Genomic DNA, 17,709 nt, shown 5'->3' on the forward strand with positions numbered 1-17,709 from the left:
ATTATATCTATGTTTATTATCCGTAACAAGAGGGACAGGCAATTTTATATATGGTTAAATTAAATTATTTTAGTTTCCTCTTATTTAAAGGATATTAAGCCTAATAATCAGAGCCAGTCCCTGACATTGTGTCTTTTAAATTGTCATAGGTATTTTGATGAGATATTATTATAGGGATCAATATATTTCATGTTGTTAAACGAAACAAGCATACGTGGCATTGTATATGCTAGAGAATTTCAATACATCCTATGTTGTTGTTAAACAAAGTGGCTATAAATAGTTTAGTTAATTTTATGAACATTTCAATACATCTTATGTTGTTATTAAACATATGTTGTTTCTTTTTTCTTTTTAGTTTTATTCATATTTCAATACATCTCATGTTGTTATTAAACATGGTGGGAAAGAACAGATTTTTCAGCAACATTCAAATTTCAATACATCTCATGTTGTTATTAAACTTTACTGGTGTAGTTATATTTGGTGTATTATTAACATTTCAATACATCTCATGTTGTTATTAAACTAATGGTAAGGCATATATAGTTTATCCAAAAGACTTATTTCAATACATCTCATGTTGTTATTAAACCATAGTAAAATAGCCATTTTTCTTTTTCTATTATACCTCTAAAGTATTCATATTGCTAGGATTCATTACTTTTTTACCAGCGATTTTTAGTTTTTTTATTTACCTATATAAAAAATAACCTTAGAGCTTGTAATTACTAAGGTTATACCAGTTTTATTTTTAGTTGTCGCTGGTAAGGTAAAAATATGTTATATCTATGTTTATTATCCGTAACAAGAGGGACATGCAATTTTATATATGGTTAAATTAAATTATTTTAGTTTCCTCTTATTTAAAGGATATTAAGCAAATAACCAGAGCCAGTCCCTGACATTGTGTATTTTAAATTGACACTGGTATTTTTCAAAATTAAATCTTATCTTATGATGAGCTAAAAATTAAGCACATCTTATGTTGTTATTAAACTAAATTAATAACTTGACTTTCTGTTTCTATTAGCATTTCAATACATCTTATGCTGTTGTTAAATTTATTACAGATATAGATTCTGCTAGTCATGTTACTTTATTTCAATACACCTTATGTTGTTGTTAAACTTCCACCTTGTCATTTGGCAAAATTATATATTTGTACATTTCAATACATCCTATGTTGTTAAACGATCATACAGTAAGCTATGATATGTTAAAAGCTGAATTTCAATACATCCTATGTTGTTGTTAAACTTTCATGTAAGGCTATTGATCCTGAGCGATTAGGATTTCAATACATACTATGTTGTTGTTAAACGAATATACACCATTAAATGTAAATCCTAAATTTATATTTCAATACATCCTATGTTGTTGTTAAACCATAGCAAAATAGCCATTCTTCTTTTTCTATTATACCTCTAAAGTATTCATATTGCTAGGATTCATTAACTTTTTACCAGCGATTTTTATTCTTTCTATTTACATACATAGAAAATAGCCTTAGAGCTTGTAATTACTAAGGTTATTACAGTTTTATTTTTAGTTGTCGCTGGTAAATTAAAGATATCTTATATCTATGTTTATTATCCGTAACAAGAGGGACAGGCAATTTTATATATGGTTAAATTAAATTATTTTAGTTTCCTCTTATTTAGAGGATATTAATCATAATAACTAGAGCCAGTCCCTGACATTGTGCATTTTAAATTGGCACTGGTATTTTCCAAAATTAAATCTCCTCTTATGATGAGCTAAAAATTAAACACATCTCATGTTGTTATTAAATTAAAGTAGAAATGAAAATTGTAAGTTATAAGGAATTATTTCAATACATCTTATGTTGTTATTAAACTGTACATCTATAGATTTAGCACCATATTTATTTGAATTTCAATACATCCCATGTTGTTGTTAAACATCACATGTATTTTTAAAAGGGAAATGCAGACCACTATTTCAATACATCTCATGTTGCTATTAAAAACTCAAAGGGTACAATTCAAAATGTTAGGCAATCAAAATTTCAATACATCTCATGTTGTTATTAAACTAACCTTTTCCCTTTCAAAGTCTTGATATATTTTATTTCAATACATCTCATGTTGTTATTAAACATAAAATAGAATTAAAATTAATCAAATCAGAATAATTTCAATACATCTCATGTTGTTATTAAACGAGTTTATTAAAAATCCAGATGGTTCAATTAAATTACATTTCAATACATCTCATGTTGTTATTAAACAAACAACATTGTTTGATGCATTTAATTTCTTGTTATTATTTCAATACATCTTATGTTGTTATTAAACCATAGTAGAATAGCCATTCTTCTTTTTCTATTATACCTCTAAAGTATTCATATTGCTAGGATTCATTAACTTTTTACCAGCGATTTTTATTCTTTCTATTTACATACATAGAAAATAGCCTTAGAGCTTTTAATTTCTAAGGTTATAACAGTTTTATTTTGAGTTGTCGCTGGTAAATTAAAGATATGTTATATCTATGTTTATTATCCGTAACAAGAGGGACGGGCAGTTTTACACATAGTTGAATTAAGTTATTTTAGTTTCCTCTCATTTAAAGGATATTAATCTTAATAACCAAAGCTTGACATTATTTATTTTAAATTGGCACTCGTATTTTTCAAAATTAAATACATCTTATGTTGTTATTAAACAATATATAGTCAATTCTACAAGAACACCTAGAATATTTCAATACATCTCATGTTGTTATTAAACAGAGAAATGAAAAACAAATTAGGGGGTATATCTAAATTTCAATACATCTTATGTTGTTATTAAACTATTACAACACTTCTGCCTTTTACTCCTACAAGCTATTTCAATACATCTTATGTTGTTATTAAACAAGTAAAGTATTTAATAATAGGGAGATAAACATACCATTTCAATACATCCTATGTTGTTGTTAAACTATATTTTAGATAAAACAAATGAATTTGCTCACACTTATTTCAATACATCCTATGTTGTTGTTAAACATTAAAGAAATCAACTTTAAACATATGCTATCAGTATTTCAATACATCCTATGTTGTTGTTAAACATCAAGACCATTGAATGCACCAGTATTATTAACTTAATTTCAATACATCCTATGTTGTTGTTAAACAATATAAAAAAATAAAAGATAGAACATTAGAATTTAAATTTCAATACATCCTATGTTGTTGTTAAACCATAGCAAAATAGCCATTCTTCTTTTTCTATTATACCTCTAAAGCGTTGATTTTACTAGGACTCATTAATTTTTTACCAGCGATTTTTAGTTTTTAATTATTAGAGTGTAAAAATAGCCTTAAATATTGTATTATCTAAGGCTATAGCAATTATATTTTTATTTTTTGCTGGTAAAATACTTAATTGTTTTCTTGTTATAATACATTTATAAAATTTAATTGCTTTTTTCATTTAATAAAATATAGTGCTGATATTTTATCAAATCAATTAAATTTCCATAAAAAGTAGACACACTATTAGCAAAATTAGTTTGAGTGGGTTGTGAACTGTCAAACAACTGCTTTCTATTTGTATTGAAGTAGAAATACACTGCGTCTTTATTTTTATTTTCTGTTATTATATTGTTTAAAGTATCCTTTTTTTCATCTCCATTAATTTCATTAAATATTACCACATCATATTTATCAATTCCACAAGTATGATTACTCAATCTAACATTCTTTACTTTAAAAAAGCATTTCAACAGTTCTTTTGCCAATTTTTCTTTTTCATCATTTTCAGATATAACTAATATATTTTTTTCTTTCATTAATTTTTCTTCTATTTTACAATCCTTAATCATATTTTCTATGTGTCCCATATCTTTTTTACATTGTTTAGATATACGTTCATCAATTTCTTTTATAATAATACTATCAATTTTATTTTTAGATAAATCCTCAATTTTATCTTTAATATGCTTTCTTACATATATAGTTATTCCCATAGAGTATAATAGTAATAGTGAGCTTCCAATAGTAATAAATCTAAATGCACTTTCCTTTTTTTCAGACCATTCACCATTTAATTCATTATACTTATCTATCAATTCTTGATTATCCTTTTTTAATTCATAATATTTTTCCATTATTTCTTCTTTTGACATTGTTGCAACATTATTGTTCTGAACTGCATAAATCTTTTGTCCTACAATTATATAAAATAATGATACAAAAATTAAAATTTTATATCTTTTTTTCATTTTAATATAAACCTTTCTTTATATGTATTTTTGTAATTTTAAAATACAAGTACAGAAATTGTACTTTCCGTGTATAACTTCTGTACTAGATTCATTATAAATATTTATTTTATTCATCAAATTTCAAATTAGATAATACAGCAAATGGATTATCATTAATTCTATTATCAATTTGATGATTAGATTTATCTTTATCTTTATAAAAATTTCTATTTTTGTTGCTTTTTTTATATTCTTTTCTATTATTACTATCTTTAGATTTTATAAATACTATTCTTCTGACCCATGAAAATACAAATTCTAATTCTTCAAACGAAAGATTTTCAACATCATATTCTTTTTTAGTGATTATATTGTCTACAAAATTTGAATAGCCTATTTTTTGTGAATTTCCTCCAAAACTTGTTTTTTTCATGTTTTCAAGTGCTACTTTAAATTTTTTCTTATCATTATATTTTTTTCCTATTTCTATTGCATTTAATACCTTAGGAACATAATTACCACAATTATGTGAATTTATATCTTTTCCTATTGAATCTGCTAATGATAAAAGATACTTCTTTCTATTTAATTCCAAATTTAACACCACCTTTAGTATGATTCTTCATAATCAGGATGTTTTTTAGCATTTTCATAGCTATAATTTTTTTCTAATAATAAAATATTATTTTTTATTTCTTGTGAAGAATTTTTCATATAGTTTTTTGCATAATCTATATATAATTGATCACTTGATGATACTTTTACTGAACCATAATAGGCAGGCTTTCCATATCCTACCTTATGATTAAAGTCACCAGCCAAACCTAAAGCATAACACAGTAACTCCAATTCTTGTTCATCTAAATTCTCATATAAAATTGTACCATTAAATTTTGCTCCTTCTTTTAAACATTCGCATTGATAATCACCACTCTTTAAAATTGATGTTATACCATGATTATAAATTTTGTATCCATTAAATTCATTGTTTTTATTTAAATATATATGTTCTTTATCTATATGTGGACCTTTTAGTTCTGGTAATCCAATTATACTAATTTCTCCACTACCACTTTCATAAATAAAATTAGAAAACTTTATCTTACCACTCTTACCCATAGTTCCAAAAATATTACATACCATACAACAATCAGACTTGCTATTTTTTACTTTACAAGATTTAAACTTATATTGAGGCAAATTCTTTTGTATTTTATTATTAACTGATATACAGCTATTTGAAACAACTTCAGCTATAAATCTAACCATCCCTTTTATACTAGTACCTGGTATAGCATATTTTTCTTCTATTTTAAAAAACTCATCATATAATACATTAGATTCATTCATGTAATAAACTCCTTTTGAAACATGAATTGCATTAAGTACTTCTATGGTTAATTCAATTTTTCCAGTTAGAATAGATTTAGTTTTGTCACCTTTGTAACAATTTGTTTTTAGAAATGGAATAAAACTATATGGTTTCATACATATCACCAACACTTCCATTGCTATTAAAAGGTTTATCCTTAACTAACTCAAATATTGCATCTTCACCTTCAATTGTCTTAGTATTATAATAACTTTTCTTTTCATAACCTTTTTTAGTTAAGTCTTCCTTATTATAATATTTTAATGTCAACTTTAAATTTTCACCTTTTATACAACCAAATCCTTTAGATGTAAGTCCACCCAATGTTAAAAATCCCTCATTCATTTCCTTTATTAAAGAAATTATTAAATTAATTTGATATGATTCAAAATTTTGAATTACTATCTTTTCCTTAAAAGTTCCTTTTTCTATATATTCCATATCATAAAGAGCACTTTGCTTGCTTGCACCTGTTATTCTATCTATAGCTACACAAGTTCTTTGACCAACTTTATATTCTCCTTCAACATATGCATCACTAAATGTAATCCTACTCTTTAAAACCTTAGATCCAAATAATCTACAAACTGGACAACTTTTTTCATACCTCTCTTTTCCTGTTTTAGGTGTTTCTTTATTTTTGGGTACACATTCCTTTCTATTAACAATATCACATGCACCATACTGTCTTAAAAGTCTTTCTGCTCTACATCTAAAAGCTCCTTTTAAACTTGTACCTGGTATAAATGGTTCATATCTTTCATTTCTAAAAATAGTTATATACTTTCCATCAACTGCAGAAGGATCTAATGAATCATCTTGTCCTGATTGAATATACAAAGGACTTTCAGTAACTATATCAAAAGTTAAAATAGCTTCACTTTTTAATGTCTTAAACATATTTTTTCGCCTCCAAATCATAAAGCCAAGATTTCTTTAATTCATTTAATCCATTTAAAAAATATTCCTTTGCTGTTGACTTTTCTATTTTATAAACTGATGTATTTATTAATTTTATACTTCCTAAGCCTGATGATGTTTTTCCTCCTATTAACATATCCCCACTTTCAAGAAATGTAATTATACTTTGTAACAATTCTTCATAATCTTTATTTTTTTCATCTTTTTCATCTAAATTATCTATACTCATTTCAAATTCAAATTCAGTTCCAGAACATACACACTCAAATGTATATTTTGCTGTATTAGCCGCTGTAAGTGTATCCCTATCAATAGCAACTCCATCTCGTATTTCTGTACGTACTTTTTTATCTGATATTTTTAATTTTGCGTCATCAATATGTATTTTAGATGCAAAATAATTACTTCCAAAAAGCTTGCAAACATCACATTCTTTTTCATAAACTTTTAAAGCTAATTCTCTTCTATCAAGACTCTGACTTTTAACTTCATTATATGTTACTTTTGAAATGCATGGATCATTAAATATATCACAAGCTGTATATTTACACTCATTTTCATTAAAAATTTCCGCATTTATAATTCTCTCTATAAAAGTTCTAATTACACCTTTTAATGAACTTCCCGGTATATATGGATTTCCATTTTCATCACGTATAACTGCATTATCTACTGAATGTGCTGTAAAATCATTATCTCCTGCCCCTATGTGAATAGGTGATTCTGCTCTTAAAACACCTTTTATAATATATTTATTTTCAAATTTATCTAACAAGTACATCTAATCCCTCCCATTTCTATTTTGTAGTTTTTGCTTATAGCTATAATCACCTTTTTCAATTGCAACTTTTCTCCAAAACATATATCCGAAATACAATGCACTTTGTTTTAATGTCTCACTATCATCTTTATTACACATTTCATATATATTTTCTAAATGGTCAATTACAGCTCGTCCAAACATTTTTTTATTTTTAAAGTCACCCTTTACTTTAATTATTTCATTCCATCCATTTCCTTTACCTATTTTATACTCAATATATAATTTAACTTCTTCATAACAATCAGCATTTGTACATATACTTGCTAAACTTCTTATATTTGTAGAGCCTAATTTCCCTTCTTTTCCTGAATTTCTAGCATTCTTCATTTCTTCCCAAAACTCTGTGTCTAAGCTTAATTCATCAACCATAGAAATTAATTCTTTTTTATAGTTTTCTGACATGTTTACTCAATCCCTTCATAAAATATTTCAAATTCTCCAAATCCATTTTCTTGTTCTTCTCCAAATCCATTTTCTTGTTCTTCTCCAAATCCATTTTCTTGTTCTTCTCCAAATCCCTCTATTTCTTTAAAAACTTTAATTAATTCTGTAATGCTTTTTTCTTCACTACAAAATAAAATTACAGTTCCTTTTGATGCTAATACAAATGCCTCTTCTCTTTTATTTTTAGTACTTAATGAATTATCATATCCCCTATATATATTCAACTCTGTATAAATTTTCTCTATCTCCAAATCCTCTAAGTTATTATTGTATTTAATATTATCCAATAGTGTTTTTTTCCAAAGCTTTTTTAAATCTTCTGTTTTTATATATTCACCTTTAAAATCAAAATTTAATTTACAATCACTAGTTAGCTTTATTGCTATATAATTTTTCTTTTCATTTGACTTTCCAAATTTTTTCATTTTAAATCTTGTAGAAAATTTTTCAATTGACTCTGTTATATCTATTTCTTTTGAATTTTCTTCTAAACTTACAAGAGAACATTTTCCAAGTCCAACTGTCGTATCTCCTCCAACTCTCAAACTAGAAAAATATTTAATTTCATCTTCATGAATTCCATGAATTTTACCTTCATATTGAATTTTATTTTCTCCATTTTCTATATGTGTTGATGATATTACTTGAACACTATATAACATTCCATCTTCAGCTGTTTTTGTATATGGATTAATAGAATTTTTTGTTAATATACATTTTTTCAAATCACTATCATAAGGTTTTTTATCATTTTTATATCTTAATCCACTTTTAAATTCAACTCTTGAAAGTTTTTCTAGATTTTCTTCTCTACACTTTTTACATCCCACATTACTATTCTCTATAAGATCATTTATATATCCATGTTCTTCATTTTTTTTGCATATTTTTTGGCTAAGTGGTATAGCTTCCGTTTCTTTTGGATAAAAATATGAAAATTTCATTTTTGAAAAATCCATACATGTCTTTTTCAAATTACATTTAACACAACTAGGTTTATTCCTATAAAAAACCCAATTTTTTTTACCATCCTTATAGCTTTCTTCTCGTTCAGGGCAATTTTCTAAAATTTTTTTTGCAAAAGCTGCTCTTACTACACTACCTTTTATTACATCATCACATTCTATAAAATTTGAATTTTTTCTGTGTTTACCAATCAGAACTGGTGATTGAAAATCTAACATAAATCTCCCTTTAGATTGTATTTCAAACTCTTTTTCTTCTTTCTCTTCTTTACTTACACAAATTTCAATTTTCCCCAATCCACTGCTTTTGCTTGAACCTAAACTTCTAATCATTTTTATAGCTAACTCTAAGTTGTCATTTATAGTCTCATCATCTATATAACTTTTAATCTCGCCTTGAAATATCCCACTTATAATTTCCTTAGAGTATAATGCATTGTCTACAACTACTTTTCTATGCCTATCCACTGCATTACCAAATTTGACTAAACTTTTGTATTCATTTTCACTTAGTATCATATCTTCTACAACTATTTTTGAAGGGTTATCTTCACTTCCAAATATTATATTTACTATAGAATCATTTTCCTCAAATTTTCTATAATTATCTCTTAGTAACCCTTTAATAGTGCTTCCTGGAATATATGGTTTTCCATCAAAATTTCTAATAGATAACTCTTTAATATATCCATTATTTTTAGCTCCTGTACATATATTAAATGAACTCAATGTTTGTATTGTAATTTTATAAACTTTAGCTTTCATTATTTACCATCACATACCCTTTCATATAAAAGTATTAATTCATCCCAATTAATTTCATAAGGCTCAGCTCTATCAATTTTTATAACATCTCCATTATTTTTCTCTTTTGATTTAACAATAATATTGTCTAAAAGCTTGTCTATATTTATTTCATCTTTATTTTGTTTACTATTTTGATAATAGTAAAATAACTCAAACTCTTCCTTTTCCATTTTTTCTTTTGCAAATTTCATTTTATAAAGTTGAGTTCTTAATCTACTACTCCCTTCCAAATTAGAAATTTCTTGCATACATATTTTCAAATTTGAATTAGTCATTGGAAATAATCTATCTTTATCTTCTATATTAATATTCATACTTCCTATTAATTCTAAAACATCTATACTACCTTCATTTATTTTTTCATTACTTTTTAATAACTTTTTAGCACTTTTTAATTTGCTTTGTGCTAAAGAAAATAAACTGGCTATAGGTGTATTGCTTTTTGAAATAATTAATCCAACTGACATAGTTATTTTATTATCAAATTTGCTATCGAAATTAGTTATAATGTTACTAGTTATTTTAAATGCATATTTTGCAGGTACAATAATAAAAATGTCATCCCCACCTAGAGCTATGACTTCAAATTTAGCCTCTTGTCCCATTGAATCAAATATCGCATTATAAACACACTCATTAGTTATTTCATCTAGATGTCTACTAAAATACATCATTTCAAAAACATTATTTATATGATGAACTATATTTCCCATATTGTTACCATCACCATAAATAACCCCAACTTCATTATCTATATCATCAATTGATTTTATTTTATCTTCACAACATGTAACATTGCTACTTGTTTCTTTCCTTTTATTTACTACATCTTTATATTTCTCATAAAAAATATTTTTATGTCTTCCAACTTCATGCTTTCTAAAACATGATGGACATACATAAACTTTTTCGTTACCTTCTTTAATTACATATTTTGCATCTCTAATATCACATAATTTACATATAGTATTTTTTAAGTTTTTATCTTCATTTGGATTGAATTCTATATCTATATTTTTATCTTTAATGGTTATTTTTTCACATTTATATAAATTATTTTGAGGATATGGGTTAATTTCATATATTTTCATCTTTGCTCTTTCTGTTAATTTATCATTGACATTTTTCATAATATTGGAAAAATCAAAAGCAAATTCGTTAAATTTACATGAAATATATTCAAATGCATTCATTACTGTTAAACCAATTCTTGTGATACTATTTTCTAAAATTTCGCAAACTCTATTTCCTTCACCGCTAGGTACAACAATAAATATATTACCTCCACCACAATATATTATATTATCATCCGAAAAACCATTTTCAGACATAGTATTTGAAATATGTTCTTTATTTAAGTAATCTACTAAAATACTTCCTCCTCTAATATCTTTTAGATTGTTATTCTCCAAAAAATATTTTTTTACCTTATAAATTGAACCCTTAACTACATCAATTTCTATTTCATCTATAAATGACTTTTTTGTCTCTTTATATTCTATTTTATGTAAAGATTTTAAATATATATTCTTTAAGTAATCATTTACATCATCATCTTCAATTTTTATATCACATGATTTTTTATCAGTTTTTTTTAAGCTTATAATTAATCTTTTTATTTTCTCAACATCACATTTAGCTGGAAGTATTTTACTTATATTGTTATTACATATCCACTTTTCTTCATTTTTACTAGGATATAATTGTTTTACATATTCTCTCATATAGCTCCTCCATAATATTATATATTAATAAATCCTCAATTTTAATTCTATTGTAATTATATCAAATTCATCATATTTTTCCAATATAATACATAAAAAGATAGTACTACTTTTAATTAAAATAGTACTATCTTTATTATTATAAGTTATTTAAATGTTTTAACAATATACATGTTGTGTACATCTCATGTTGATGTTAATAAATTTGAAATAAAATTAAAACATATAATTACTTACATTTTAATACATCTCATGTTTCTATTAATATATATTTATAGTAAACTATTCATATCCTAAAGGGTAGTCTATAATAGAACTACCCTTCATTTTTTATTTTATAAATGTTTTAATTATATTTAAAATTATTTTATAAATCATTTCCGAAATTATCTTTTTATAAAATCTCCCCCTTTTTTTCATTTTATCTTCTTTTACAATTAATATTGTGAACTTATTAATTGTACTTTTAGTAAAATAGTTATCTTCTTTTTTAATTTTCTTTTGTTTAAACTTATACAATTCTATTTTTTTTCATTAATATTCCCCCTTTTTAAATTATGTAAAAAGATTGTTTATAGGAGAATATCCTTATATGTGAATATAAATACTTGCTTTTATATTCTATATTATACAATAATTGTATTAAATGTAAAATTTTATCTATACCCCACAAAACCCATTCCTCTTGCATTCATTTCTCCAATCCCTGTGCCAAGAGCCATGTATGCCAATTCTTGAGATATATCATCTTCTACTATTTCTAACGTTATTTTATCACCTAATAATTTTTTTTCTTTATATGATATTGAAATAGGCACTCTATTTTTAAACTCAATAGACTTATATAATTTAAAATTTTCATCTATATTTTTATTAAATATATTATTATATTTTTTAATTAAATTTTCTTTAATTCTTCTTTCAAAATCATTAATTTCTAGTGCATTCTTCCAATATCCGTTATCATTTTTTATAACTAATGGGGTTATGGAGTATATTTTTCTAATCTTTCTTGCTGGAACAATCCTAATTTCCGATGTTAACGCCTTAATAAATGGTGTATATGAATATGGTAATTTATTATTAAAATATATAGCTAAATTTCTATCAACAGTTCTTATTATAACCGTGTAAATATTTCCATTTTTATACACACCATCTTTTTCTAATGGATAAAAAGAATTAAAACAATAATTTTTAAAATCATTTTTATTATGAAAATTTAATGTTTCTTCTGTTTTTCCTAAAGTATTATCAATCAATTTTAATATATTATTTTGACTTTCATATACATCAATATCTTTCAATAAATACACTTTTAATAATATCTCAAATACCTTCAATCTAAATTCTCTCCTTTTCATAATGCTTATTATAATCTAAATTTTGTATATTATTTAAGCTATTCTTTGTAATTTTTATAATTTACTATTTATTTTTCAAAATTATCCTTAATATTTTTATTAAACATATTCACATAAGCTATGTGTGGAAATAACATAGGATTATTTATTAGCATAAGTAACTGATTCAATTGAAAAATTAATGTTAAAATTGAATTGCCTTTAACATTGTATTCCTCTAACTTTATATCAATTGAATCTCCATTATCTATTGTTTTTTTAATTTTTAAATCGTCTCTTAATTCTTCTATACATGAATTATTCAATTCATTGTACCAATATAATAGTGTTTCATTTTTACTAAAATAAATATTTAATTTTTCTTTATTTGCATGAATTTTAATATCAAAGCATTGTTCTAAATAACTAGATTTATTAATATTTTCATTAACATAACATAATATTTTTATAGGTCTAGTTGCCTTTTGTGTTATATTATTCTTTTTTTCATCCATATTATTAACTATTGTAGTTGCCATTCTTGCTATAGACTCTACTGATGTTTTTAAGCTATCTATACTTTCTGACCATTTTTTTATTCTATCCTTATCTATTGTGCTACTTTTGCATTCAACAACTACTACCACTGCTTCTATAGGTACAAATTTTAATGTTCCATATTTAAATATATATGGTGTATACTGCTCATCAAAAATAGCTAAATCTACCTCATTTGAAACATTTCCTTGCGAATCAATTATAAATACCGATCTTTCAATAGAAAACTTTTTAGGAATTATCTGTTGAAATAATGATTTCCATATTTCTTCTCTAAATCCTCCAATACTTGAAGGATGTGTAACGCTAAAATTTAATTCACTAACTATAGCTCTTTCCATATTTATATAGTTATTGGTAATTTTATAAATTATTGTTGAATTCATCCTATATCCCCCTTATTTCATATAAATCTTTAATATACCTAGTTTACAAAATTATTTAAATCACTTATTGTCCCTCATCCTTCAAGCTACTTACTTTTGTTAAACTTTATCATACACAATGTAAATGTTCACATACGGCATTTCAATACATCTCATGTTGTTGTTAAACCTTACTTCTAAGTTTTCTAAGTGTGTATTATTTTCATATTTCAATACATCTCATGTTGTTGTTAAACATAAGGAAATCTCTTATCACCATCTAATTCTCGTTCATTTCAATACATCTCATGTTGTTGTTAAACATAATGGTAGACCAAGAGTTCTAAACAACGAAGATGGATTTCAATACATCTCATGTTGTTGTTAAACCAAGAAAACCTAGATGTATTATCTTTACTATAAAATTTCAATACATCTCATGTTGTTGTTAAACCATAGTAGAATAGCCATTCTTCTTTTTCTATTATACCTCTAAAGTATTCATATTGCTAGGATTCATTAATTTTTTACCAGCGATTTTTATTCTTTCTATTTACATACATAGAAAATAGCCTTAGAGCTTGTAATTTCTAAGATTATAACAGTTTTATTTTTAGTTGTAGATGGTAAATTAAAGATATGTTATATCTATGTTTACTATCCGTAACAAGAGGGACAGGCAGTTTTATATATGGTTAAATTAAATTATTTTAGTTTCCTCTCATTTAAAGGATATTAAGCATAATAACCAAAAATCCAGTCCCTGACATTGTGTATTTTAAATTGGCACTGGTATTTTCCCAAATTAAATCTCATCTTATGATGAGATAAAAGTTAAATACATCTCATGTTGTTGTTAAACACTTCTACAATATCAACTTTATCTCGGTCAAAATCTATTTCAATACATCTTATGTTGTTGTTAAACAAACTAACGAAACCCTACAACTATGTTACATAGAATTTCAATACATCTTATGTTGTTGTTAAACATTTCTTTATTAATATACTCATATTATATATATTTTAATTTCAATACATCTTATGTTGTTGTTAAACGAGTCAGAGGTAAAAACAGAGGCAGATATATTACAATTTCAATACATCTTATGTTGTTGTTAAACAGAATAGGAGGGTTAAAACCCTTCTACCTTAATACTATTTCAATACATCTTATGTTGTTGTTAAACATAAGAAAATCATTATCTTGTGTTACAGAATTTATAATTTCAATACATCTTATGTTGTTGTTAAACAATATGTATAGTTCATTCAAAAATATGTGGATTAATGAATTTCAATACATCTTATGTTGTTGTTAAACAAGAGATAAAATATTTAACTAAGTTCTCATACCAATTTCAATACATCTTATGTTGTTGTTAAACCCTAGTATTAAATGATACTTTCGTTAAGAAGGCTTCATTTCAATACATCTTATGTTGTTGTTAAACAAATTTAGATGTTGATAAATTTGAGAATGTACCTCCATTTCAATACATCTTATGTTGTTGTTAAACCCTCGTCTTTGGCATACATAAGAAAATCCTTTTAAATTTCAATACATCTTATGTTGTTGTTAAACTTTTTATAAAAATTTAAGAGATTTTTTATGTTTGAATTTCAATACATCTTATGTTGTTGTTAAACGAATACATTTTCACAAGAACCAGTTCACCTTTTTGTATTTCAATACATCTTATGTTGTTGTTAAACGCGAAGTATTGCATTGTTTTACTGTATCTAAAGAATAGATTTCAATACATCTTATGTTGTTGTTAAACCACAGTAATATAGCCATTCTTCTTTTTCTATTATACCTCTAAAGTATTCATATTGCTAGGATTCATTACTTTTTTACCAGCGATTTTTATTCTTTCTATTTACATACATAGAAAATAGCCTTAGAGCTTGTAATTTCTAAGGTTATAACAGTTTTATTTTGAGTTGTCGCTGGTAAAATAACGATATGTTATATCTATGTTTATTATCCATAACAAGAGGGACAGGCAATTTTATATATGGTTAAATTAAATTATTTTAGTTTCCTCTCATTTAAAGAATATTAAGCATAATAATTAGAGCCAGTCCCTGACATTATTTATTTTAAATTGGCACTGGTATTTTCCCAAATTAAATCTCATTTTATGATGAGATAAAAGTTAAATACATCTCATGTTGTTGTTAAACGTAGCAGATATGGCTGGTGCTACTAATAAAAGCATATTTTAATACATCCTATGTTGTTGTTAAACAAGTACCAACGCTTGTAATATTCATTACAGATGGATTTCAATACATCTTATGTTGTTGTTAAACTGGATTTAGTTCAAAGACCAAAACCAGAAGATAAATTTCAATACATCTTATGTTGTTGTTAAACTTACTAAGAGATTCATATGTTTCACTAGTTTTAAATTTCAATACATCTTATGTTGTTGTTAAACTTAAAAAATTTATAATAAATAAAATATTTAAAGAAATATTTCAATACATCTTATGTTGTTGTTAAACTCCAAAGGCTAAGGGTACAATTAATGAATTTACTGGATTTCAATACATCTTATGTTGTTGTTAAACATAAATTCTCCACGTTTCATACGTTCTTCTAGTAATATTTCAATACATCTTATGTTGTTGTTAAACATAAAGGAAGCTTACATTTAAGGAAGAGGGATTAATTTCAATACATCTTATGTTGTTGTTAAACGATTTTTTTGAAACTAATGTTGATTATTGGTTTGAATTTCAATACATCTTATGTTGTTGTTAAACTTGGTGCTTTAGCAGTTATCAACCAGAGTATAAAGTTATTTCAATACATCTTATGTTGTTGTTAAACCATAAGAATAAATTTTTACTTATGTTTTTTATACTATTTCAATACATCTTATGTTGTTGTTAAACCAACCATATTATTTTCATTGTCGAATCCAATTCTATTTCAATACATCTTATGTTGTTGTTAAACCACAGTAATATAGCCATTCTTCTTTTTCTATTATACCTCTAAAGTATTCATATTGCTAGGATTCATTACTTTTTTACCAGCGATTTTTAGTTTTTTTATTTACCTATATAAAAAATAATCTTAGAGCTTGTAATTACTAAGGTTATACCAGTTTTATTTTTAGTTGTCGCTGGTAAAATAACGATATGTTATATCTATGTTTACTATCCGTAACAAGAGGGACAGGCAGTTTTACACATAGCTGAATTAAGTTGTTTTAGTTTTCTCTCATTTAAAGGATATTAATCTTAATAACCAAAGCCAGTCCCTGACATTATTTATTTTAAATTGGCACTCGTATTTTTCAAAATTAAATCTCATATTATGATGAGATAAAAGTTAAATACATCCTATGTTGTTGTTACACGAATTTAACAAGTGCATATAAGAGGTGATTGATAAAATTTCAATACATCTTATGTTGTTGTTAAACAATATTAGGTATATTTGGATTTCCACCTTTTGAGGGCATTTCAATACATCTTATGTTGTTGTTAAACGTTTGATACAGTAGACGAGAAGTTTTTACCTATCTAATTTCAATACATCTTATGTTGTTGTTAAACGTCGGTAATTTAACAGAAGAAACTGATACAAGAGAATTTCAATACATCTTATGTTGTTGTTAAACCCAAATGAATTTAGCACTTTAAACAAGGACTTCATTATTTCAATACATCTTATGTTGTTGTTAAACGTAATGAGTCAGAAGAACTGGAATAAGAAGCAGTAATTTCAATACATCTTATGTTGTTGTTAAACAAGGAGATTCAAATAATACTGTTTCCTCATTAAAATTTCAATACATCTTATGTTGTTGTTAAACTTGGCTGCTTTAAGTTCATTCCTTATTTGATTTATTATTTCAATACATCTTATGTTGTTGTTAAACATGTATGGTAATATTATGAGCGAACTACCTGAACCTTATTTCAATACATCTTATGTTGTTGTTAAACCTTAATGTAAATAGAAACACTATCTATAATTGGAATTTCAATACATCTTATGTTGTTGTTAAACCACAGTAATATAGCCATTCTTCTTTTCCTATTATACCTCTAAAGTATTCATATTGCTAGGATTCATTACTTTTTTACCAGCGATTTTTGTTTTTATACTTATTTATATGAATAATAGCCTTAGATGTTGATAT

Annotated in this window: 10 protein-coding genes and 6 CRISPR repeat arrays; all 10 genes read right to left on the reverse strand. The window is 25.0% G+C overall.

Annotation, left to right across the window (positions count from 1 at the left end; translation table 11 throughout):
• The first annotated feature begins 236 nt into the window (after positions 1–236).
• Positions 237–596: direct repeats of the CRISPR family, unit length 30 nt.
• A gap of 2,066 nt (positions 597–2,662) precedes the next feature.
• Positions 2,663–3,217: direct repeats of the CRISPR family, unit length 30 nt.
• Between the two features lie 215 nt (positions 3,218–3,432).
• The 10 genes from AC07E4_RS11270 to AC07E4_RS11315 all read right to left on the reverse strand — a co-directional run bounded on the left by AC07E4_RS11270 (position 3,433) and on the right by AC07E4_RS11315 (position 13,564).
• The gene (locus AC07E4_RS11270; protein ID WP_478216432.1) at positions 3,433–4,239 is read right to left on the reverse strand and encodes an NARF domain-containing protein; all 807 of its coding nucleotides are present in this window, start codon (positions 4,237–4,239) and stop codon (positions 3,433–3,435) included.
• Between the two features lie 109 nt (positions 4,240–4,348).
• Positions 4,349–4,816, reverse strand: a complete 468-nt coding sequence (locus tag AC07E4_RS11275) for a hypothetical protein (protein WP_478216433.1) — start codon at positions 4,814–4,816, stop codon at positions 4,349–4,351.
• A 14-nt stretch (positions 4,817–4,830) separates the two neighbouring features.
• Positions 4,831–5,709 (reverse strand): RAMP superfamily CRISPR-associated protein, encoded by an 879-nt coding sequence (locus AC07E4_RS11280; protein ID WP_478216434.1) that lies wholly within the window; start codon positions 5,707–5,709, stop codon positions 4,831–4,833.
• Positions 5,696–6,493: a type III CRISPR-associated RAMP protein Csx7 gene (gene csx7 / locus AC07E4_RS11285; RefSeq protein WP_478216435.1), complete on the reverse strand. Its 798-nt coding sequence runs from the start codon at positions 6,491–6,493 to the stop codon at positions 5,696–5,698. Before csx7 (AC07E4_RS11285) ends, AC07E4_RS11280 begins: the two co-directional genes overlap by 14 nt.
• Entirely contained in the window at positions 6,486–7,295 is an 810-nt protein-coding gene (gene csx7 / locus AC07E4_RS11290) for a type III CRISPR-associated RAMP protein Csx7 (RefSeq protein ID WP_478216436.1), read from the reverse strand. Before csx7 (AC07E4_RS11290) ends, csx7 (AC07E4_RS11285) begins: the two co-directional genes overlap by 8 nt.
• On the reverse strand, positions 7,296–7,739 hold the full coding sequence (locus tag AC07E4_RS11295; protein ID WP_478216437.1) for a hypothetical protein: 444 nt from the start codon (positions 7,737–7,739) through the stop codon (positions 7,296–7,298). It abuts the gene before it with no gap.
• A 2-nt stretch (positions 7,740–7,741) separates the two neighbouring features.
• Positions 7,742–9,511: an RAMP superfamily CRISPR-associated protein gene (locus AC07E4_RS11300; protein ID WP_478216438.1), complete on the reverse strand. Its 1,770-nt coding sequence runs from the start codon at positions 9,509–9,511 to the stop codon at positions 7,742–7,744.
• The gene (locus tag AC07E4_RS11305) at positions 9,511–11,277 is read right to left on the reverse strand and encodes a Cas10/Cmr2 second palm domain-containing protein (RefSeq protein ID WP_478216439.1); all 1,767 of its coding nucleotides are present in this window, start codon (positions 11,275–11,277) and stop codon (positions 9,511–9,513) included. Before AC07E4_RS11305 ends, AC07E4_RS11300 begins: the two co-directional genes overlap by 1 nt.
• A gap of 656 nt (positions 11,278–11,933) precedes the next feature.
• Positions 11,934–12,620 carry a CRISPR-associated endoribonuclease Cas6 gene (gene cas6, locus AC07E4_RS11310; RefSeq protein ID WP_478216440.1) on the reverse strand — a complete coding sequence of 229 codons (687 nt, stop codon included), beginning with the start codon at positions 12,618–12,620 and terminating at the stop codon, positions 11,934–11,936.
• Positions 12,621–12,709: 89 nt separating this feature from the next.
• Positions 12,710–13,564 (reverse strand): DUF6602 domain-containing protein, encoded by an 855-nt coding sequence (locus tag AC07E4_RS11315; protein ID WP_478216441.1) that lies wholly within the window; start codon positions 13,562–13,564, stop codon positions 12,710–12,712.
• Positions 13,565–13,703: 139 nt separating this feature from the next.
• Positions 13,704–13,998: direct repeats of the CRISPR family, unit length 30 nt.
• Between the two features lie 377 nt (positions 13,999–14,375).
• Positions 14,376–15,328: a CRISPR direct-repeat array (repeat unit 30 nt; unit sequence ATTTCAATACATCTTATGTTGTTGTTAAAC).
• A gap of 375 nt (positions 15,329–15,703) precedes the next feature.
• A CRISPR array of direct repeats spans positions 15,704–16,515; the repeat unit is 30 nt; unit sequence ATTTCAATACATCTTATGTTGTTGTTAAAC.
• 375 nt (positions 16,516–16,890) lie between these two features.
• Positions 16,891–17,576: direct repeats of the CRISPR family, unit length 30 nt; unit sequence ATTTCAATACATCTTATGTTGTTGTTAAAC.
• Positions 17,577–17,709: the final 133 nt, after the last annotated feature.

The sequence above is a fragment of the Clostridium amazonense genome, assembly GCF_056431285.1.

Coding starts and splice junctions, on each gene's coding strand:
- AC07E4_RS11270 (WP_478216432.1), bottom strand. CDS start 4,239: ATGAAAAAAAGATATAAAATTTTAATTTTTGTATCATTATTTTATATA.
- AC07E4_RS11280 (WP_478216434.1), bottom strand. CDS start 5,709: ATGAAACCATATAGTTTTATTCCATTTCTAAAAACAAATTGTTACAAA.
- csx7 (WP_478216435.1), bottom strand. CDS start 6,493: ATGTTTAAGACATTAAAAAGTGAAGCTATTTTAACTTTTGATATAGTT.
- csx7 (WP_478216436.1), bottom strand. CDS start 7,295: ATGTACTTGTTAGATAAATTTGAAAATAAATATATTATAAAAGGTGTT.
- AC07E4_RS11295 (WP_478216437.1), bottom strand. CDS start 7,739: ATGTCAGAAAACTATAAAAAAGAATTAATTTCTATGGTTGATGAATTA.
- AC07E4_RS11300 (WP_478216438.1), bottom strand. CDS start 9,511: ATGAAAGCTAAAGTTTATAAAATTACAATACAAACATTGAGTTCATTT.
- AC07E4_RS11305 (WP_478216439.1), bottom strand. CDS start 11,277: ATGAGAGAATATGTAAAACAATTATATCCTAGTAAAAATGAAGAAAAG.
- AC07E4_RS11315 (WP_478216441.1), bottom strand. CDS start 13,564: ATGAATTCAACAATAATTTATAAAATTACCAATAACTATATAAATATG.